18 protein-coding genes are annotated in these 18,375 nt (G+C 70.0%); 5 read left to right on the top strand and 13 right to left on the bottom strand.

The genetic code is table 11. The annotated features are described in order from the left end of the window. Window positions 1-70: 70 nt before the first annotated feature. Genes DFS13_RS26755 through DFS13_RS26730 form a run of 6 tightly spaced genes read right to left on the bottom strand, consistent with a single transcriptional unit; the run spans window position 71 to window position 5,753 of the window. Entirely contained in the window at window positions 71-1,576 is a 1,506-nt protein-coding gene (locus DFS13_RS26755; RefSeq protein WP_080323691.1) for an alginate export family protein, read from the bottom strand. After that, the gene (locus DFS13_RS26750; protein ID WP_006497734.1) at window positions 1,573-2,274 is read right to left on the bottom strand and encodes a YoaK family protein; all 702 of its coding nucleotides are present in this window, start codon (window positions 2,272-2,274) and stop codon (window positions 1,573-1,575) included. The genes DFS13_RS26755 and DFS13_RS26750 overlap by 4 nt, the downstream gene beginning before the upstream one ends. Next, window positions 2,271-3,185, bottom strand: coding sequence for a glyoxalase (locus DFS13_RS26745; RefSeq protein ID WP_111442303.1), 915 nt, complete (start codon window positions 3,183-3,185; stop codon window positions 2,271-2,273). Before DFS13_RS26745 ends, DFS13_RS26750 begins: the two co-directional genes overlap by 4 nt. Window positions 3,186-3,211: 26 nt before the next feature. Beyond that, the gene (locus DFS13_RS26740; RefSeq protein WP_034200694.1) at window positions 3,212-3,673 is read right to left on the bottom strand and encodes a DoxX family protein; all 462 of its coding nucleotides are present in this window, start codon (window positions 3,671-3,673) and stop codon (window positions 3,212-3,214) included. A gap of 1 nt (window position 3,674) precedes the next feature. Beyond that, on the bottom strand, window positions 3,675-5,567 hold the full coding sequence (locus DFS13_RS26735) for an amidohydrolase (RefSeq protein ID WP_111442302.1): 1,893 nt from the start codon (window positions 5,565-5,567) through the stop codon (window positions 3,675-3,677). Between the two features lie 18 nt (window positions 5,568-5,585). Further along, window positions 5,586-5,753 (bottom strand): DUF1427 family protein, encoded by a 168-nt coding sequence (locus DFS13_RS26730; protein WP_034200696.1) that lies wholly within the window; start codon window positions 5,751-5,753, stop codon window positions 5,586-5,588. Between the two features lie 98 nt (window positions 5,754-5,851). On the opposite strand from DFS13_RS26730, the gene DFS13_RS26725 reads away from it, so the two are divergent. Next, a complete protein-coding gene (locus DFS13_RS26725; RefSeq protein WP_006482668.1) occupies window positions 5,852-6,775 on the top strand; it encodes a LysR family transcriptional regulator in 924 nt (307 codons plus the stop codon). Window positions 6,776-6,838: 63 nt separating this feature from the next. On the opposite strand, the gene DFS13_RS26720 is transcribed toward DFS13_RS26725, so the two are convergent. After that, window positions 6,839-7,525, bottom strand: a complete 687-nt coding sequence (locus DFS13_RS26720; RefSeq protein WP_006482670.1) for a hydrolase — start codon at window positions 7,523-7,525, stop codon at window positions 6,839-6,841. A 275-nt stretch (window positions 7,526-7,800) separates the two neighbouring features. Here DFS13_RS26720 and DFS13_RS26715 point away from each other — a divergent pair, with 275 nt between their 5' ends. The 4 genes from DFS13_RS26715 to DFS13_RS26700 are packed head-to-tail and all read left to right on the top strand — an operon-like array spanning window position 7,801 to window position 11,021. Next, a complete protein-coding gene (locus tag DFS13_RS26715; protein ID WP_006482681.1) occupies window positions 7,801-8,061 on the top strand; it encodes a XapX domain-containing protein in 261 nt (86 codons plus the stop codon). A gap of 25 nt (window positions 8,062-8,086) precedes the next feature. Further along, complete coding sequence (locus DFS13_RS26710) at window positions 8,087-9,667, top strand: sodium:proton antiporter (protein ID WP_111442301.1); 1,581 nt, start codon at window positions 8,087-8,089, stop codon at window positions 9,665-9,667. Window positions 9,668-9,711: 44 nt separating this feature from the next. Next, complete coding sequence (locus tag DFS13_RS26705) at window positions 9,712-10,104, top strand: OsmC family protein (protein ID WP_111442300.1); 393 nt, start codon at window positions 9,712-9,714, stop codon at window positions 10,102-10,104. Window positions 10,105-10,136: 32 nt separating this feature from the next. Further along, window positions 10,137-11,021, top strand: coding sequence for a pirin family protein (locus DFS13_RS26700; protein WP_058901365.1), 885 nt, complete (start codon window positions 10,137-10,139; stop codon window positions 11,019-11,021). 55 nt (window positions 11,022-11,076) lie between these two features. On the opposite strand, the gene DFS13_RS26695 is transcribed toward DFS13_RS26700, so the two are convergent. From DFS13_RS26695 to bcsE, 6 genes are read right to left on the bottom strand one after another with little or no spacing between them, the layout of a single operon-like run. Further along, window positions 11,077-11,274 carry a hypothetical protein gene (locus DFS13_RS26695; protein WP_006482672.1) on the bottom strand — a complete coding sequence of 66 codons (198 nt, stop codon included), beginning with the start codon at window positions 11,272-11,274 and terminating at the stop codon, window positions 11,077-11,079. Beyond that, window positions 11,256-12,812 carry a cellulose biosynthesis protein BcsG gene (gene bcsG / locus DFS13_RS26690; RefSeq protein WP_060263227.1) on the bottom strand — a complete coding sequence of 519 codons (1,557 nt, stop codon included), beginning with the start codon at window positions 12,810-12,812 and terminating at the stop codon, window positions 11,256-11,258. The genes DFS13_RS26695 and bcsG overlap by 19 nt, the downstream gene beginning before the upstream one ends. Window positions 12,813-12,839: 27 nt before the next feature. After that, window positions 12,840-15,377, bottom strand: coding sequence for a UDP-forming cellulose synthase catalytic subunit (gene bcsA / locus DFS13_RS26685; protein WP_111442299.1), 2,538 nt, complete (start codon window positions 15,375-15,377; stop codon window positions 12,840-12,842). Next, on the bottom strand, window positions 15,374-16,153 hold the full coding sequence (gene bcsQ, locus DFS13_RS26680; protein ID WP_012492531.1) for a cellulose biosynthesis protein BcsQ: 780 nt from the start codon (window positions 16,151-16,153) through the stop codon (window positions 15,374-15,376). Before bcsQ ends, bcsA begins: the two co-directional genes overlap by 4 nt. Next, a complete protein-coding gene (locus DFS13_RS26675) occupies window positions 16,150-16,383 on the bottom strand; it encodes a hypothetical protein (protein WP_012492530.1) in 234 nt (77 codons plus the stop codon). The genes bcsQ and DFS13_RS26675 overlap by 4 nt, the downstream gene beginning before the upstream one ends. Continuing rightward, window positions 16,380-18,359, bottom strand: coding sequence for a cellulose biosynthesis protein BcsE (bcsE, locus tag DFS13_RS26670; RefSeq protein WP_069352000.1), 1,980 nt, complete (start codon window positions 18,357-18,359; stop codon window positions 16,380-16,382). Before bcsE ends, DFS13_RS26675 begins: the two co-directional genes overlap by 4 nt. Window positions 18,360-18,375 lie beyond the last annotated feature (16 nt).

Here is an 18,375-nt window from a genome sequence, read left to right as displayed (position 1 = left end):
GGCTCCGAACGAACGAAGGGCGGCCTCCTGGCCGCCCTTGTTCATGGGTCCGCGTGACCGTGCGCTTGCCTTACCAGCCGTACTTCAGCTCGACGCCGACGTAGTCGGCGTTGTGCCCGCCCGCCTGCCGGATCGCATCGCCGACCTGGAAATGCACGGCCTCGAGCGCGCCGATCAGGTTCGCGGCGATCGTCCAGTCCGCACGCAGTTGCACGTACATCCCCGTCCACAATCCGCCCTTGCCCGCGGTGCCCGGCACGACCGCATTGCCCTGCTGGTAGACGGCGTCGCCGGTCGTCTCGCGCCACTGGAAGCCGAGCGCGCCGAGCAGCGACAGGTTCGGCGACGGCTTCAGCGTCACGGACGGCTTCACGTGGATCAGGTTCGAGTAGCCGGTGTAGCCGGCGAGCGTGAAGTAGTAGCCGTTCGGAAACAGCGGATTGAACGTGCCGACCCGGCCATCGCGCGGATGCCGGTCGCCCGACGCCGCATCGACCTGCAGCGCGATGCGCGGCGACCACGGCGCGTCGAGCCGGTAGCCGGCGATCGAACCGACGGCCCATGCGGCGATCGTGTCGTTGCCGACCGTGCCCGTCTGCAGCATCGTTTCGAGGTCCCAGTCGAAGCGGCCGTGCGTGCCCGTGTAGCGGACGTCCCACACGTCGCGATGCTCGGGGCCGCTCGCGTCGAGGAAACGCCCGTGGCCGCGGTTGTAGCGCGACCAGTAGCCGGACAGATCGCCCGGCCCGACCGATTGCCGCTCGAAGCGCACGCCGCTGAACGTGAGATCGCGATTCGACACGTCGTCGAACGTGGACGCGGTACGGTTCTGCACCGGCTGCGTCGCATACGCGATGAAGCGCCACTTCCGATACTCGTAGTCGACCCACACCGCATCGAACGCCTGCCGCACGTTCGGGCCGTCGCGCGCGGCGATGAAGCGCTGCAAGTCGAACGCCATCTCCTGACGGCCGACGCGGAACTTCAGCGTGCCGCCGCCGAGCGCGCCCGTGTAGGTCGCGAACGCCTGTTCGAGATCGAGCGGATTGCGGTCGACCGGCGCGATCGTGTTCTTGCCGAACGCGCGCGCATCCTGCAACTGCACGAAGAACTGCCAGTGCCGGCCGAGATGCGCATCGGCATGCACTTCGACGCGCTGGATCAGGTACGTATCCGATTGCGCGGCGCCGATGCCGAACAGCGGCGCGTCGTTGGTTTCGAGCCGCTCGCGCAGGTTCACGCCGAGCGACAGATAGGAGGACGGATCGTTGCCGAGCGCAATGGCTTTCAGCCCGTCGAGCGGCGCGCGCGGCACACAGGGATTCGCGAGCACCGACCAGTCTTCCTGCCAGCGGTTGAACAAGACGACGGGACGCTTGGCCGGGCACGTCGATGCGCTGGTGGCCGCGGGCGCCGAGGCCGATGACGCGCTCGATGTCGGCGTCGACGCCGACGCGGCTGCCGTTTCCGCGAACGCCGCGTCGGCGCCCGAGAGCATCAATCCCGCGACGATCGACACGCGCGCGGCCCGCTCGAAGTGGCGGCCGCGGCGCCCGCTTCGCCGACGCTCGATCATGCGGGCTCCCGCGGGGTCGTGCCGGCCGCTGGCGACGCCGCCCCCAGCGCCAGCGCCGCCAGCGCACCGACGGGCGCGAGCAATGCAAGAAACCCGACCGCGCGAAACCCGAGCGCGCCGCATGCCGCGCCGAGCGCGAACGCGACGATCGCCGGCAGCATCTTCGCGAAGCGCGCCCGCGCCGTCGCACGCGCGCTGTCCGCCGTGCCGGGCGACAGCATGTCGACGGCATCGAGGATCGCCTGCGTCACGTTGCCCGTCATCACCGTGTTCGGCACGCCGCCCGCGCGCGCGATCACGCGCGGATGCGCATTCTGCACGCCCATCGCGAACGTGCCGACGATGCCGGCCACGAGCGCCGGCAGGCTGTCGGGTTGCGTGACGGGCGTCGCCCACACGCCGGCCGCGCAGAACCCGAGCAGCAGCACGGCCTGCACCGCGTGCAGCATGCGCGTGCCCTGCCAGGCCGGCCGCGCGGCCATCGACCGCGCGATCAGGCTGCTCGCGATCACGCCGCACACGAACGCCGGAAACACGCTGAGCTTCAGCACGACGCCCTGGCCGAAGCCCGCGATGCCCGCGCCGATCAGCACGAAGTTGCCGGTGACGTGCGCGGTGAACAGCCCGAACAGCGCGACGAAGCTCAGCGTGTCGACGAAGCCGGCCACCGCGGCAAGGATCGTATCCTCGTGCTTCATCGCGCCGCGCTCGCGTGGATCTCGGCGACGTAGCCGCCCGGAAACTGCACGAGCGCCGCGTCGCGGCCGTCCGACGTGAAGGCCGGCACGAGCACCGTCACGCCCGCGGCCTGTGCCTGCTTCAGCGTCGCGGCGAGATCGGCCACTTCGTAGCCGGTCATCTCGCGGCCGAACGGGTAAGGCAGGTGACCATCGGTCACGAGCACGGTCATCTTGCCGAAGCCCGATTCGATGCGAATGCGGCGGTACGTGTCGTTCGGCCGGCCGATTTCGATGCCCGGCGCCTTCAGGTCGTCGGACACCACCTTGCCCTTCGAGAACTTGACGAAATCGTGCACGAACTTGCGTACGCTCTGCGGCGACACGTACACGCGATTCTCCGGGATGGTCTGCAACGCGTCGTAGTGCGGCGCCTGGGTATGCCAGTAGAGCTGCATCTTCACGTCGCCCGCCCACGCGATGATCGCGTCGCGGCCGATCGGATCGGGGAACGTGTCGACGATCACGTCGGCGCCGTGCTCGCGCGCGGATTTCACCGCGACGTCCATGTCGGTCACGAGATAGCCGGTGCGTTCCGCGCAGAACGGATACGGGATCGGCGTCTTGAAGCCGAACACCGAGATCGTGCCGACCGGCGTCAGCACCAGCTGCGACATCGTCTGGCTCGGCGTCGGCGTGACCTGGAACACGCCCTGCTTCGACTTCGTGCCGCCGAACGTCGCGACGAAGCTGTCGGTGAAGCGGTCGAAGTTTTCCGGCGCGACGCACACGTGGGTCGTGTCGTACTGCGGACCGACCGCCACCGTCGGCGCGACCGCCGGCGGCACCGGCGGTTTCGCGAACGCCGCCGGCGCACCGGCAAGGCCGCCCGCGCACATCGCGGCGAGCAGCACTGAACGAATCGTTTTCATGAAAGGCTTTCCTGGTTGTTGCATCGTCATCGATTGGAGCGGCCATCATCGGCCGCGTGCGGTGCATCGGCGAGCCGGGTCGCGAGCACGAGTGCCGCGATCAGCCCGAGATGCTCGAAAAAGCTGTTGAGCGCCATGAAATGCTCGGCGCCCGTCCGGTTCCAGAAATCGTTGGCCACGGCCATCGCCACCAGCGTCAGCATGCCGAGGCTGCCGGCGCCGAGCCACGTGAAGCGGTTGAACACCACGCACAGCGAGCTGGCGATCTCGACCGCGATCGCCAGCGCCGCCCACAGCGCAGCCGGCTGCAGGCCGAAATGCGCCTGCTCCGCCACCGCGCCGTGAAAGTCGAGCGCCTTCGCGACGCCGCCGATCAGATATGCGGACACCAGCGCGAGCCGCGCGAGCGGCAGCACCCCCGGCTGCGCGAGCAGCGCGCGGACCCACGCCGGATTGCCGGCGCCGCCGCGGTGGGTCGGGGCCGCCATGTCAGACCGCCCAGCACGAACAGCCGAACGCGCCCCAGAAGCCCTTCGCGTCCGACGTCGGCAACGCGCGGCCCCATGCGCCCGCATGCGCATGCCCGTGCACGTTGCACGCGCTCGAACAGCCGCACGCCGCGGCGGCCGCTGCCGCGCGCTGCAACGGCGCGCCGTTGCGCTGCGTCGCGCCCCAGCCGCCATAGCCGCCGTACTCGCGCACCGGCGACCAGTCGGGCATCGCCGGCGGAATCGGCGCGTCGTGCGACGCGAACGGCCCCGCGCCCCACACGATCTTGCCGCCGACCACCGTCAGCAACGCGCTCGTGTCGACGATATCGTCCTCCGCGCAGGTGAAGAAATCGCGATCGGGGACCATCAGGTCGGCCAGTTGCCCGACCGCGATGCGTCCTTTCTTGCCCTCTTCGTTCGAGAACCACGTCACGTATTCGGTCCACATCCGCAGCGCGGTTTCGCGATCGAGCAGGTTGCGCTGCGGATACATTCTGAGGCCACCGACCGTCTTGCCCGTCACGAGCCACGCGAGCGACACCCACGGGTTGTACGACGCGACACGCGTCGCGTCGGTGCCGGCCGACACCTTCAGCCCCTTGTCGAGCATCTTCGCGACGGGCGGCGTCGCCTCGGCGGCGCGCGCGCCGTAACGTTCCACGAAGTATTCGCCCTGGTACGCCATCCGGTGCTGCACCGCGATACCGCCGCCGAGCGCGGCGATCCGGTCCATCGATTGCTCGGAGATCGTTTCCGCGTGATCGAAGAACCAGTTCAGCCCTTCGAGCGGGATGTCTTCGTTGACCTTCTCGAACACGTCGAGCGCGCGGCTGATCGTTTCGTCGTAGGTTGCGTGCATGCGCCAGGGCCAGCGGTTCTGCGCGAGCACGCGCACGACGCCTTCGAGATCGTCTTCCATCTGCGCGGGCAGGTCCGGGCGCGCGACGCGGAAGTCTTCGAAGTCGGCCGCGGAAAACACCAGCATCTCGCCCGCGCCGTTGTGACGGAAATAGTCGGTGCCGTCGTGATACTTGACGCTCCTGGTCCAGTTCACGAAGTCTTCCTTCTCGGCATTCGGCTTCTGCGTGAACAGGTTGTACGCGATCCGCACCGTCATCTCGCCCGCGTCGTGCAGCTTGCGGATCACTTCGTAATCGTCGGGATAATTCTGCGAACCGCCGCCCGCGTCGATCACGCCCGTCACGCCCAGCCGGTTCAGCTCGCGCATGAAGTGGCGCGTCGAGTTGTACTGATACTCGAACGGCAGCTTCGGGCCTTTCGCGAGTGTCGCGTAGAGGATCGTCGCGTTCGGGTTCGCGAGCAGCAGGCCGGTGGGGTTGCCCGCGTCGTCGCGCAGGATCGTGCCGCCCGGCGGCTCCGGCGTGTCCTTCGTGTAGCCGACCACCCGCAGCGCGGCCGCGTTCAGCAGCGCGCGGTCGTACAGGTGCAGGATGAACACGGGCGTGTCGGGTGCGACTGCATTGAGTTCGGCGATCGTCGGCAGCCGCTTCTCGGCGAACTGGTGCTCGGTGAAGCCGCCGACCACGCGCACCCACTGCGGCGCGGGCGTGATCGCGACCTGGCGCTTGAGCATCTCCATCGCGACCGCGAGCGACCGCACGCCGTCCCAGCGCAGCTCCAGGTTGTAATTCAGGCCACCGCGAATCACGTGCGTATGGTTGTCGATCAGGCCCGGCAGCACGGTGCGGCCGTCGAGGTCGACGACCTTCGTCGCGCGGCCCGCGAGCGGCACGATCTCCGCATTGCCGCCGACCGCGACGAAGCGGCCGTCCTTGATCGCGACGGCGGTCGCGACCGGGTTCGCACGATCGAGCGTCGTGATGCGCCCGTTGTGCAGGATCAGATCGGGTTGGGTATCGGTTGCGCTCATGAAATGTCCTCGATGCGGTCAGAAGCCGAGCCAGTGACGAACCGGCGCGATGGCCTGCGCGCCGGCCAGCATGCCGGCGAGGCCCACCAGCGCGATCAGCGGCGGTGCCGGCGAGCGCACCCCGATCACGCTGTACACGACGCCGATCAGCGCGCCGGCGCCCAATGAAATTAGATAAGATTCCATAACGTTTTTTCTCCCGGCCGGATTAGAATCACCGGCATCGCGAGGCCGCCTGCGCGGCGCATCGCATCCGTTTCGCTTCCCTGCCATTCACGCCGACCATGCAACACCTTCCTGATCTCGAAGCCTGGGCCATCTTTGCGCGCGTCGCGGAGACCGGTTCGTTCGCGAAAGCCGCCGACCTGCTCGGCGTATCGCAACCCACCGTGTCGAAGGCGATCGCGCGCCTCGAAAAACGCCTCGGCGCGATGCTGCTGTACCGCACGTCGCGCAAGCTGTCGCTCACGCCGACCGGCGAACTGCTGCGCGACCGCGCGATCCGCCTGCTCGCCGATGCGGAGCTGATCGAGAACGAAGCGTCCGCGCAGGCGCTCGAGCCGCACGGCCTCGTGCGCGTGAATGCGCCGATGTCGTTCGGGCTGCGCCATCTGTCGCCGGTGCTGCCGGCGTTTCTCGAACGCTATCCGCGCGTCGACATCGATCTCGTGCTCACCGATCACATCGTCGACATCGTGTCGGGCGGCTTCGACGTCGCGATCCGCATCGCCGAGCTGAACGATTCGACGCTGCGTTCGCGCCGCCTCTGCGCGGTGCGCCGGCCGCTCGTCGCATCGCCCGCGTATCTCGACCGGCGCGGCCGCCCCACGCATCCGCGCGACATCGAACAGCACGTGTGCCTCACGTACACCAACTTGCCGACCCCCGAGCACTGGCGCTTCCGCCATCCGGCGTCGGGCGACGAAGTCGGCGTGTCCGTCCACGGGCGCATCCGCACCAACAACGCGGACGTGATCCTCCCCGCGCTCGTCGGCGGTCACGGCCTGGCGCTGCAGCCCGAGTTCCTCGTGTGGGACGCGATGCAGCGCGGCGAGCTCGAGGAAGTGATGAGCGACTGGAAGATCGCGGACATCAACGTGAACCTCGTCACGCCGCCCGGCATGCTGCGCGCCGCGCGCGTGACGGTGCTGCTCGACTTCCTCGCGGAACGCTTCGCGCACGCGCCGTGGGCGCTGCCCGCCGCCTGAACGCGTGATGAGCGGTGGCAGGCGCTCGCCGCCTCCGGCGCGGCCAGCGCGGCCGCCGGCCCGTTACTTCGCGGGCACGGCCGGAATCGACTCGTGCGGCGTCGCGGTGCGCTGCGGCGCCTTGTGGACCATCGTGTACGCGTAGTCGACGCCCATCCCGTATGCGCCCGAGTGCTCCTTCGCGATCGCCATCACGGCGTCGTACGTGTCGCGGCGCGCCCAGTCGCGCTGCCACTCGAGCAGGACCTGCTGCCACGTGACCGGCACCACGCCGGCCTGCACCATGCGCTGCATCGCGAAATCGTGCGCGGCCTGCGACGTGCCGCCCGACGCGTCGGCGACCATGTAGATCTCGTAGTCGCCCTCGAGCATCGCGCACAGCGCGAACGTCGTATTGCAGACCTCGGTCCACAGCCCCGACACGATCACCTTCTTGCGACCGTTCGCGGCGAGCGCGTCGCGCACCTTCTGGTCGTCCCACGAATTCATCGACGTCCGTTCGAGCGTCTTCTGGTTCGGGAACACGTCGAGCAGCTCGGGATAGGTGTGGCCCGAGAAGCTGTCGCTTTCGACCGTCGTGATCGTGGTCGGGATGTCGAAGACCTTCGCGGCCTTCGCGAGCCCGACGACGTTGTTCTTCAGCGTCTGGCGATCGATCGACTGCACGCCGAACGCCATCTGCGGCTGCTGGTCGATGAAGATCAGCTGGCTGTTGTGCGGCGTCAGTACTTCAAGCTTCGGGTTGCTCATGGCGAATGGGGTCCTGTGAACGGAAAAAGGGGGGCCTGCCTCGACCGTGAAAACGGGAGGAGCCTGGTGTGCGTCGACGCCGGATCGTCATCCGGGCCGAAATATTTAAGCCGCAAACGCACGGCGCGAACACCCAAGAAATGGAATCGATCCGATTCCTGAACGAATGCCCGTTCGGGGCTGCCCGCCCTTTTTTTCTTCACGCAAACCCGCTACGCTTTCAAGTTCTTGACGGCATGCACCGCGCCGCCCGTCGGCCCTCACGGAAGCTCACCATGAAACCGTATTTCCTGTCGCTGATCGCCGGCCTCCTCGCGGGCGTCATCTACGGCGCACTCGGCGTGAATTCGCCGGCGCCGCCGCTCATCGCGCTCACCGGCCTGCTCGGCATGCTGGCCGGCGAACAGATCCTGCCCGTCGCGCGCCGGATGTTGTCCGGCCATCGGCTGAACACCGCATGGCGCGACGCACAGTGCAGCCAGCACATGTTCGGCGCGCTGCCGGGCGGCGCCGCGAACGACCGCAAGCCTTCGTGATCCACCCCATCGCCGCCGGCCGCGCATGACCAACGTCGAGCTGTTCCATTACCTGCTGCTGTTGATCTGCGGCGCGGGCGCCCTCACCTGGCTCGCCGAGCGGATTTCGATTCCGCCGGCCGTCGTGCTGCTGCTCGGCGGCTGCGTGGTCGCCGTCGCGGGCAAGCGCGTGCCCGACATGGACCCGGCGCTGCTGCTCGCGGCCGTGCTGCCGCCGCTGTTGATGTCGAGCGGGTTCTACACCGCGTGGAAGGAATTCCGGCAGGAACTCGCGTCGATCGCGTCGCTCGCGCTCGGCGCCGTGGCGTTCACGACCGTCGCGGTCGCGCTCGCCGTGCATGCGGCGAATCCCGCGCTGCCGTGGGCCGCGTGCTTCACGCTCGGCGCGATCGTGTCGCCGCCCGACGCGGTCGCCGCGAAGGCGATCCTGCAACGCCACCCGCTGCCCGCGCGGCTCGTCGCGGTGCTCGAGGGCGAAAGTCTCGTCAACGATGCGTCGGGCCTGCTGCTGTACCAGATGGCCGTGTCGGCCGCGCTCGCCGTGTCGATCACGGCGGCCAGTGCCACCGGCCTGTTCTTCTCGCTCACGCTGATCGGCATCGCGGTCGGCCTCGCGTGCGGCCACGCGATGTGCTGGGTGCTGCCGCGCCTGCGCGATCCGATGCTCGGCATCGTCGTGACGTTCGCGATGGCATGGGGCAGCTACGGGATCGCGGAAGCCGTCGACGGCTCGGGCGTGCTGTCGGTCGTCACCTGCGGGCTCGTGCTCGGCGTGCGCCAGCATCGGGTGTTCAACGCCGACATGCGGATCAAGGCGAAGGCGACGTGGGAGGCGATCGTGTTCGTGCTCGACGCGCTCGTGTTCATCCTGATCGGCCTCGCGCTGCATGCGATCCTCGCACGCGTGAACCACGAAGGCGCGGTGCTGATGGCCGGCCTGCGGGTCGCGCTGCCGGCGACGGCCGCCGCGATCGGTGCGCGCGTCGTGTGGGTGTTCGTCGCGATGTGGCTGCCGGGCCGCCTGCGTGCGCGGCGCGCGGGCCACACGCCGTGGTCGTGGCGCGAAGCCGTCGTGCTCGGCTGGTCGGGCATGCGCGGCGTCGTGAGCCTCGCGGCCGCGATCGCGCTGCCGGCCAACTTCCCCGGCCGCGACCTGATCCTGTTCAGTACCTTCCTGCTGATCATCGCAACGCTCGTCGTGCAGGGCGGCACGCTCGCGCCGCTCATTCGCGTGCTGAAGCTGCGCCCGGCCGCGCGCCACACGATGTCCGAACATGCGGTGCGCGCGCACACGTGCGGCGCGGCGCTCGCCGAACTCGATACGCTCGGGCAGCACGGCTCGGCGCTCGAGCAGCCGTCGCTCGACCGCCTGCTCGCCGAATACCGCAACCGCGTCACGTTCAACGAACGCGCGCACCGGCAAGGCGCCGAACCGGCCGGCGTGCGCGCCCGCATGCTGCGCGTCGAACTCGAGCTCGTCGGCATATCGCGCCGCGCGCTGCTCGACCTGCATCGCGACGGCAAGGTCGACGACGCGGTACTGCACCGCATAGAATCGGAACTCGATTTCGAGGAGCTGCGGCTGCAGCGCCTGCTCGAACCGTAACGTCCGGCCTGCCCGGCCCGTCCCCTTTCCCACCTGGAACCGCAATGAGCGAACTGTCCGTCGAAGCGAGCATCGGCTCGGTCGATTACCTCGTCCACTTCACCGACGGCGTCCATCAGTGGCGCGCCGACGAACCCGCGTCGCTCGGCGGCGGCGATGCGGCGCCGACGCCCGTCGCGCTGCTGCTGTCGAGCCTCGGTGCCTGCACCGCGATCACGCTGAAGATGTATGCGCAACGAAAGGGCTGGCCGCTCGCCGAAGTGCACGTGAAGCTCGCGCACGAATCGGGCAGCGCAGGCAGCACGATCGTGCGCCGCATCACGCTCGACGGCGACCTGACCGACGAGCAGCGCGAACGCCTGCTGCAGATCGCGAACGCGTGCCCGGTCCACAAGATCCTCACGCATCCGATCGCGATCGACACGGCGATCGCCTGATCGCTGCCCGCCACCGTCACGAGATTCCCGTCATGTCCGCCTCGATCAAGACCCTGCTCACGCCGCGCGAAAGCGACATCGGCAACCTCGTCGTGCGCCGCGTGCTGCCCGCGCGCGCCGCGCGCCTCGTCGGCCCGTTCATCTTCTTCGACGAAATGGGGCCCGCGGTGCTGCCGGCCGGCCGCGGCATCGACGTGCTGCCGCATCCGCACATCGGGCTCGCGACCGTCACCTACCTGTTCGACGGCTCGCTGATGCATCACGACAGCCTCGGCTTCCGGCAGAAGATCGTGCCGGGCGACGTGAACTGGATGACGGCCGGCCGCGGCATCGTGCATTCGGAGCGCTCGCCCGACGAGGATCGGCCGCGCGAGCAGCCGGTACACGGCATCCAGACCTGGGTCGCGCTGCCGGTCGAGCATGAAGACACCGCGCCCGCGTTCGTCCACCACGCGGCCGACACGCTGCCGTCGTTCACGCGCGACGGCGCGACCGTGCGCGTGATCGCGGGCACCGCGTTCGGGCTCGCGTCGCCGGTCGCCGTGTTCTCGCCCACGCTTTATGCGGTTGCGGAATTCGCGTCGGGCGGGCAGCTCGCGCTCGATGCGGAGCACGACGAACGCGGCGTATATCTCGTCGACGGCGACCTCACCGTCGACGGCACGCCGCTCGCCCCGGCGACGATGGCCGTGCTCGAACCGGGCGCGACGGTCGCGCTCGCGAGCGCGCACGGCGCACGCGCGATGCTGCTCGGCGGCGCCCACCTGCCGGGCGAGCGGTTCATCGAATGGAATTTCGTGTCGAGCGACCGCGCGAAGATCGACGCGGCGCGTGCCGCATGGGCCGATCAGACGTTCGGCAAGGTGCCGGGCGAAGAAGGCGAATGGACGCGCCAGCCGGAACGCCGGACGCAGTAAGCGGCGCGCCCCGCCCCGCCGACGACGGCCGGCCGCCACGCCGGCCGTCGTGCGTTTACCGCTTCAGTCCCATCAGCTTCGCGAGCGTCGGCCAGCGATCGAGCGACGCATCGAACGCGCGGCGCGCCTGTTCGTCGACATAGCGTTCGGGATCGAGCGCGGGCAGATGCCGCGCGAGGCCGATCACGTCGTTCGGTTGCGACAGGCGCTCGTCGTCGCCTTCGCCGGCGATCGTTACTGTTCGTCGATCCATACGCCATCCGGAGTTTTCACCGCGTAACCCGCGGCCGTCTGCATCGTCACCGTGCCCTCGTTCTCGCCGATCATCCGCGTGCGCGGCAAATCGGCCGCGTATTGCGCGAGCGTCGCGCCCGGCTTGAACGGGCTGTTCGACACGAGGTTCGACAGCAACTGCGCGAGCGCGAGGAAGCTGGTCGGCTGCTCGATCACCGTCGTCGCGCCGTGGTTGCCGGCGAAGCCGACGAGCCGCACGCCGACCGGCCCGTGCACGATGCGCGGCGTCGGAATCTCGCGCAGGCCCGCGACCTGGTTCTTGTCGCCGCGCAACGCGGCGCCGTGCTCGGGCACGAACACGATCACCGCGCGGCGGCCCGATTGCGCGATCAGGTCGGCGAGACGATCGAAATCGGTCATCATTTTCGTCGCGCGCTGCGGATACGAGTCGATGCTCGTCAGCGCGCTGCCGACGACGCGGTTGCCGTCGTGCAGGCTGATCGTGTTGTAGTACAGCGCGACCGGCCCCGGCACCGCCGCACGCTGCGCGTACCAGTTCGCGAGCGTCGCGTAGTCGTCCTTGATCGCCGAGCCGTCGAACGCGTGCATCGCGACGGGCGCCGCCGCGTTCGAGATCATCGGCGCATCGGCCACGCCGATGTTGTCGTGGATCACCTGCAGGAAGTTGTCGAAATGGCCGTCGTGGTTCAGCAGCGACTGCACGGTGTAGCCCGCGCCCGCCAGTTGCGAGAACAAATGGCACTGCTGCGGTGCGGGCTTGTACAGGTCCGCATGCGCTTCCTGCCCGCAGCTCGCGCGCAGCACGCGGATCGCCGCCGGGCCGCTATAGCTCGCGGCCGTGCTGAAGTTCGTGAACAGGTAGTCGAAGTGGCTCAGCATCGGGTGGTTGCGCACCTTCGCCGCATCGAGGTCGTCCCAAGACAGCGAGCAGATGTGCAACACGATCACGTCGAACTGCGCGGCCGGATCGCTGCCGAGATGGCCGAACGCGACCTGCCGCTGCGACTCCTGCGCGCGGAACGTCGCGAGCGCCGCGTTGTGGTCCTCGGGCTGGTCGACGCGCGTGGCGCCCGCCACGTTCGCCTGCGGCTGGGCCGGCGCGACGACGCGCGCCATCAGCCCGCTGCCGGCCTGCCACAGCGGCATCACGATCAGCACGGCCAGCACGAACGTCGCGACGCGCAGCCAGCGATTGACGATGAAATAGACGATCAGCACGCCGACGATCGTCAGCGCCAGCACCGGCGGCAACAGACGCGGCAGCAGTTCCATCCAGTAGTCGAGGCGGAACGTGCTGACTTCGCGCGCGGCCTCCGCGAGACGAGCGAGCGGCGGCGCATGCAGCTCGCGCGCGAGCAGCGGCACCGCGATCGCGATCGCCACGACCTGCCGGACGATGCGCCACGCACGCGCGCGCAGCGGCGCGCTCGCCGCCAGCGCCACCGCGAATGCGAGGTTCGCGAGCCAGAACGGCTGCAGGTGCCCGGTCGCGAACAGCGCGAACTTCAGGATGAAATACAGATTCCAGAACGTCATCTAACCCACTCCATGATGCGCGCCGCGTCAGTCGCGCGCGCGATCGAGCTTCGGCGCGAGCATCGTCTGCACGCCGCGCGCCGCACCCTTCCACATTCGTACGTAACCGTCCAGCCCGATCCGCAGCACTTCCTTGAGCCCGCCGAGCGGCGTGTCGGGCCGCGCGCCTTCATGCCAGTCGAGCCACGCATCGGCGCGACCGAACGTGCATTGCACGAGCTGGCGTTCCTGTTCGAGCGTCAGTTCGTCGAAGCTCACGCCGACATGGGTCGACGTCACGCGCGTCACGCGCACCGGGAACGGGAACGCGCGGTCGCCGCGCGTCACGCACACCGTCAGCGTGTCGCCGACGGCGAGCGGCAGCCCGGGCACCGCTTCGAGCCCGAGACCGCCGGTCGAGTAGTCGCTCGTGAAGCACGCGGCGGTCGAGCCGTCGGCGAGCAGCAGCATCGCCGGCACGCGCATCGCGATCCGGTGCGTGACGCGCACCTGCCTGGTCTCGCGCGCGACGGCCAGCGCCGCGCCGAGCATCGCGAGGTTGTACACGGTCCAGCCGAGCGTGATCAGGATCGTCGACGCCTCGTCACCCTGGTCGGCCACGAGCCGCCACAGGCCGGCGGCGATCGCGAGCACGTTCAGCGCGAACAGCACGAGATACGGCTTCGACGTCGACCAGTCGACGTAGCCTTCGTCGATCTTGCCGCCCTTGTCGGTCACGTTGAACTTGCCGTGCTTCGGGCTGAAGAACGCGACGGTGGTCGGCAGCGCGATGTACCACGCGAGCACCGATTCGTAGACCTCGGCCCAGAACGAATGCCGGTAGCGGCCCTGCATCCGCGAGTTCGCGATGTTCGCAAGCACGAGATACGGGATCACGTAGCTCGCGAGCGCCAGCGACGACGCGTTGATGAAGTACAGGTGGAAGAACAGGTACGCGAGCGGGATCGTCAGGAACACCAGCCGCGGAATCCCGTAGAAGAAATGCAGCATCGCGTTGCCGTAGCAGATCCGCTGGATCAGGCCGAGCCCGCGCCCGAGGAACGGGTTGTCGATGCGGAAGATCTGCGCCATCCCGCGCGCCCAGCGCGTGCGCTGCTTCACGTGGCCGGCAAGGCTTTCGGTCGCGAGGCCGGCCGCCTGCACGGTCGGCAGGTACGCCGACGTATAGCCGCGCCGGTGCAGCTTGAGCGCCGTATGCGCATCCTCGGTCACGGTCTCGACCGCGACGCCGCCGACCTCCTCCAGCGCGCTGCGCTTGAGCACCGCGCACGAGCCGCAGAAGAACGTCGCGTTCCACAGGTCGTTGCCGGACTGCACGAGGCCGTAGAACAGGTTGCCCTCGTTCGGGATCTCGCGGAACGTGCCGAGGTTGCGCTCGAACGGATCGGGCGAGAAGAAATGGTGCGGCGTCTGCACGAGCGCGCACTTCGGGTCGCGCAGGAACACGCCCATCGTCGTCTGCAGGAACGAGCGCGTCGGCACGTGATCGCAGTCGAAGATCGCGATGTACTCGCCGTGCGTCTTCGGCAGTGCGCGGTTGATGTTGCCGGCCTTCGCGTGAAGGTTGTCGTCGCGCGTCAGGTAATCGATGCCGGCCTCGGCCGCGAATGCCGCGAATTCCGGACGGCGGCCGTCGTCGAGCAGGTATACGCGCAGTTTCGCGCTCGGCCAGTCGATGCTCTGCGCGGCGAACACGGTCGGCTTCACGACCGACAGCGGCTCGTTGTAGGTCGGGATATAGACGTCGACGGTCGGCCAGTTGTTCGGATCGTCGGGCAGCGGCACGATCGGCCGGTCGAGCGGCCACGCGGTCTGCACGAAGCCGAGCAGCAGGATCATCCACGTATAGGCTTCGGCGCCATACAGCAGGTAACCGGCGACGGCTTCGACCGGGCTGCGGAAGTCGAGCGTCTGGGTCGTGCGCCACCACACGTAGCGCACCGCCGCGAGCAGCGCGAGCGACGCGAGCGCAAGGGTCGGCAAATGGCCCGGCAGGCGGCGCAGCGCGAGCGCGAGCACCGCGACGATCGCGAAGAACGCGAACTGCGCGCCGGGCATCAGCGGCGACATCCCGGCCGCGGCCCACAGCACCGCGCCGGCCACCAGCAGCAGCGGCGCGAGCCAGCGGCGCCGGCCGACGCCGTTCGCGCGAGCATCGAGCCAGCCGCCCCAGCGCGCCCACGGCAGACGCTCGAGCATCGCGTTGATGCGCCGGCCGAGCGCGCGCCCCGCCACGTAGACGGGCACCACGAACGTGTCGAACCACGCGAGCGGATCGCGCGCGGGACGGCCGTCGGCCACGCGCGGCGCGCGCACGATCGCGCGCCACAGCCATTCGCGCACGCTGAGCGGCTGCAGCACGCCCCAGTCGTGCGCGAGCCGCAGGAACGCGACACGCACCCAGCGGCGTACGTGATCGGGCCGGCCAGGCGGCGGCGCGTGGAAAAACAGCCGCACGAGCCAGTCCACCCGCGTGCGTTCCGCCGGCAGCCCGATGCCGCGCGCGCACCAGTCGGCCGCGCGCCGGCCGAACGCACGCAGTCGCGCGCCGAACGCGGCCTTCATCGCCCCGCTCCGGTACGGCCCGCGACGGTCGCCGCGAGCCACGTGTCGACCCAGTTCGCGACGCCGTTCAGGTCGTGCGACGCCTGCGAATACGGCGCGTCGTCGAAGATCCAGCTGCCGCGCGCGAGCGCCTCGGGCACGGCCGCGTCGACGTGGATGCGCTGCTCGAGCATCGACGCCGGCCCCGCGACCGCACGCAGCATCGCCAGCGCGTCGCGCTGCATGTCGCGCGCCGGGTTCAGCCGGTTCACGACGATCTGCAGTTCGCCGCGGCCGGCCCGCAACGCGCCGAGCCGCGCGGCCGTCGTCGCGCACGCGACCGGCTCCGGCGGCACGACGACGAGCGTCAGGTCCGCGCAACGGATCGCCTGCGCGGCCTGCGGCGACGGATAACGGGCGGTGTCGACCAGCACGACGCCATCGGCCGGCAGCGCGATCTCGTCGAGCGCGCGCGGCAGCCACGCCGGATCGGCCACGAGCCGCGCATCGCACGCGGCGGCCTCCGCCGCATCGACTTGCCCGTACGGCACGAACAGCACGCCGTCGGCGTTGCGCCACGTGTGCGCGTGCCACGGTTCGGCGCCGCCCAGCAGGCTGTGCGCGAGACCGTGTTCGGCCAGCGTATCGAGGCCGAGCGTCGCGCCCATCAGGTTCTGTGCATCGAATTCGACGGCGACGACCGGCCGGCCGCGGCGCGCGAGCAGTACCGCGAGCGCGGCGGCGAGCGTCGTGCGGCCCGCGCCGCCCGTCGTCGAGGTGAGGGCGATCGTTTTCATCGTGGCGCCTTGCTGTCGCGCTCGTTGAGTTCGCCGCCTTCGTTGCCGGCGCCCGGCAGCAGGCGGCCGCGCAGCGCGACCGGCACGAGTGCGCACGGCACCGCGTCGCGGCGGTCGATGCCGCGCGGCGCGTGGAAGCCGCGGCCGACGCCGAGGTGCTGCGCGACGATCCATACCGGCACCGCGATCACGATACCGACGATGAAGCCGATGACGAGTTCGGCGATCATGCGTCCTCCTGCTTGCGCAGCGGCATCGCGCTGCGGACGGCGCCGCGCGCACGCGCGGCGGGAATGACGGGGTCCGGCGTCGACGCGACGCCGGCCTCAACGGCGGCGGGCGTGGCCTGCTGCGGCACGCCCATCGCGTCGAGCGCGACCAGGGTATCGATCGCGTCGATCGCGGCGCTCACCTCGCTCGCGTCGGGCAACGCCGCAACGGGCTCGGCGGGCGCGGTCGATGCGCGCGCGGCGCCCGCCGGCTGCGTCGCCGCGAACAGGTCGCTGTAGTCGGCGATCGGCGCGCGCCGGTTCGCGGCCTTCAGCGTCTCGAGCTCGGTATCGATGCTGCCCTGCCCGAGGCACACGACGCGGTCGGACAGCGTATCGACCGGCACGTCGAAAATCCGCGCGAGCGCATCGTCGGCGTCGACCGGCTCGCACGCGAACAGGAACACGAACAGGTGCGCCGCATCGGCCGTCACGACGTCGCCCGCGCGACGCGGCCGGCAGTGCCGCAACGCATCGACGTGCGACACGCCCGGCAACAGCGTGAGCTTCGCGAGCGTATGCGGCAGCGCGAGCACCGCGCCGCGATCGAGCACCGCGCGAATCCGCTGGCAGAACGCGCCGACCGGCAGATAGCCGAGCACCGAATCGCCGAGCGCGGCCGCGAGCGCCGCGCGATAGTCGGCCGCGACGGGCCGCGCGTAGAGCTGGCCGCGCAGCGCATGCACGGCGGCCTGCATCCGCGAGACGGGCAAGTCGCGCGCGACGACCCGGTTCGCGCCGACGCTCAGCACGAGCACCTCGAACTGGTGGCGCAGCACCTCGCCGCGCTCGACGACCGCGATCTTCAGCGCGCCGCCGCACTGCCGGCGCAGCGCGTGCACGTCCGCGCACAGCGCTTCGAGTTGCGCATGCGAGCGGAACACGAGTACCGCGGTCGCGGCCTGCGCGCTCGCGCACGCGGCGACGACGGCCGCATTGTCGTCGACGATCTCCCAGCCGTCCGGCACGCGGCTCGCGCCGTCGACCACCGCGCGGCTGACCACCACGCGATCCTCGTCACTCGCGAGCTTCATCCGGCGCGCCGGTTCGGTCGCGCCGCCGTCGACGCTCGCCGACAGCCGGCCGCCCGGCGCGAAGCGCAGCGGCCGCACCTCGCCGGCCGCGAGCGTGTCGCCCGCGCGCCAGAAATCGACGATCCACAGCAGCTCGCCATGCGTGCGCTGCAACTGCGCGACGCCCGAGCAGATGCCGTGAAAGCCGCTGCGCGGCGTGCGATCGGCATCGCGCACGAGCGGCGCATCGTCGGCGCGCGCGTCGCCGCCCGCGCGGGTCGCTTCGGGGTCGAGCAGCAGCACGAGCGCGATCCGGCGCGTGCGGCACCAGTCGGCCAGCGCGTGCGCTTCGTCCGCGAGCGCGACCGGATCGTCCCAGCTGAACCAGCGCTGGGCGCCTTCGACGAAATACAGCGAACGGGCATGCAGCCCGTAGCGCTTCATCGCGCGCAAGCCGCCGGTCAGCCGCGCGAACGGGCCCGGTGCCGCGCGACGCGGCGTGCCGCCGGCCGCACCGGCATCCACACCGTCGTCGGCCGGCCCGGCCGCCGGCGGCATCGCCAATACGTTCAGGTTGCGCGGCCAGCCGGCCGGCTGCGCGCCGCCCGCGAAGCCGAGCGAGGCCATCTGCGCGGCGACGCGCGCCGGATCGCGCGCCAGCACGACCGTGACGTCGCGCGTGCGCGCCTGGCGCGCGCTTTCCCACACGAGCGCATCGCAGCCCGGCGTGCCGGCGGCCGCGTAGATCGCATACAGGCCGCCGGCTTCCAGTTGCGTCCAGGTATCGGGCAGGCCGTCGATCGCGAGCCGGCTCAACGCGCCGGCGCGGCCGCCCGCCGGCCCCATGCGCAACGACGCGCGCAGGCGATCGACCAGGCTGGTGGCGCCGGGCGCGAGGCGGGTGGCATCGAATTCCGTAGTCACGGCGTTCCCCTAGTCC

Source organism: Burkholderia sp. 28_3, from assembly GCF_003253915.1.
In the GTDB taxonomy this organism is placed as follows: Bacteria; Pseudomonadota; Gammaproteobacteria; order Burkholderiales; family Burkholderiaceae; genus Burkholderia; species Burkholderia cenocepacia.
Note: the sequence above shows the minus strand (reverse complement) of the source record. Positions and strands in the feature narration are given on the sequence as shown.

Excerpts from the sequence above, each read along its gene's own strand:
- bcsQ (WP_012492531.1), bottom strand. The coding sequence starts at position 16,153 with ATGAAAACGATCGCCCTCACCTCGACGACGGGCGGCGCGGGCCGCACG.
- DFS13_RS26705 (WP_111442300.1), top strand. The coding sequence starts at position 9,712 with ATGAGCGAACTGTCCGTCGAAGCGAGCATCGGCTCGGTCGATTACCTC.
- DFS13_RS26710 (WP_111442301.1), top strand. The coding sequence starts at position 8,087 with ATGACCAACGTCGAGCTGTTCCATTACCTGCTGCTGTTGATCTGCGGC.
- bcsG (WP_060263227.1), bottom strand. The coding sequence starts at position 12,812 with ATGACGTTCTGGAATCTGTATTTCATCCTGAAGTTCGCGCTGTTCGCG.
- DFS13_RS26740 (WP_034200694.1), bottom strand. The coding sequence starts at position 3,673 with ATGGCGGCCCCGACCCACCGCGGCGGCGCCGGCAATCCGGCGTGGGTC.
- DFS13_RS26745 (WP_111442303.1), bottom strand. The coding sequence starts at position 3,185 with ATGAAAACGATTCGTTCAGTGCTGCTCGCCGCGATGTGCGCGGGCGGC.
- DFS13_RS26695 (WP_006482672.1), bottom strand. The coding sequence starts at position 11,274 with ATGGATCGACGAACAGTAACGATCGCCGGCGAAGGCGACGACGAGCGC.
- DFS13_RS26715 (WP_006482681.1), top strand. The coding sequence starts at position 7,801 with ATGAAACCGTATTTCCTGTCGCTGATCGCCGGCCTCCTCGCGGGCGTC.
- DFS13_RS26725 (WP_006482668.1), top strand. The coding sequence starts at position 5,852 with ATGCAACACCTTCCTGATCTCGAAGCCTGGGCCATCTTTGCGCGCGTC.
- DFS13_RS26700 (WP_058901365.1), top strand. The coding sequence starts at position 10,137 with ATGTCCGCCTCGATCAAGACCCTGCTCACGCCGCGCGAAAGCGACATC.
- DFS13_RS26735 (WP_111442302.1), bottom strand. The coding sequence starts at position 5,567 with ATGAGCGCAACCGATACCCAACCCGATCTGATCCTGCACAACGGGCGC.
- DFS13_RS26750 (WP_006497734.1), bottom strand. The coding sequence starts at position 2,274 with ATGAAGCACGAGGATACGATCCTTGCCGCGGTGGCCGGCTTCGTCGAC.
- DFS13_RS26720 (WP_006482670.1), bottom strand. The coding sequence starts at position 7,525 with ATGAGCAACCCGAAGCTTGAAGTACTGACGCCGCACAACAGCCAGCTG.
- DFS13_RS26730 (WP_034200696.1), bottom strand. The coding sequence starts at position 5,753 with ATGGAATCTTATCTAATTTCATTGGGCGCCGGCGCGCTGATCGGCGTC.
- DFS13_RS26755 (WP_080323691.1), bottom strand. The coding sequence starts at position 1,576 with ATGATCGAGCGTCGGCGAAGCGGGCGCCGCGGCCGCCACTTCGAGCGG.
- bcsA (WP_111442299.1), bottom strand. The coding sequence starts at position 15,377 with ATGAAGGCCGCGTTCGGCGCGCGACTGCGTGCGTTCGGCCGGCGCGCG.
- DFS13_RS26675 (WP_012492530.1), bottom strand. The coding sequence starts at position 16,383 with ATGATCGCCGAACTCGTCATCGGCTTCATCGTCGGTATCGTGATCGCG.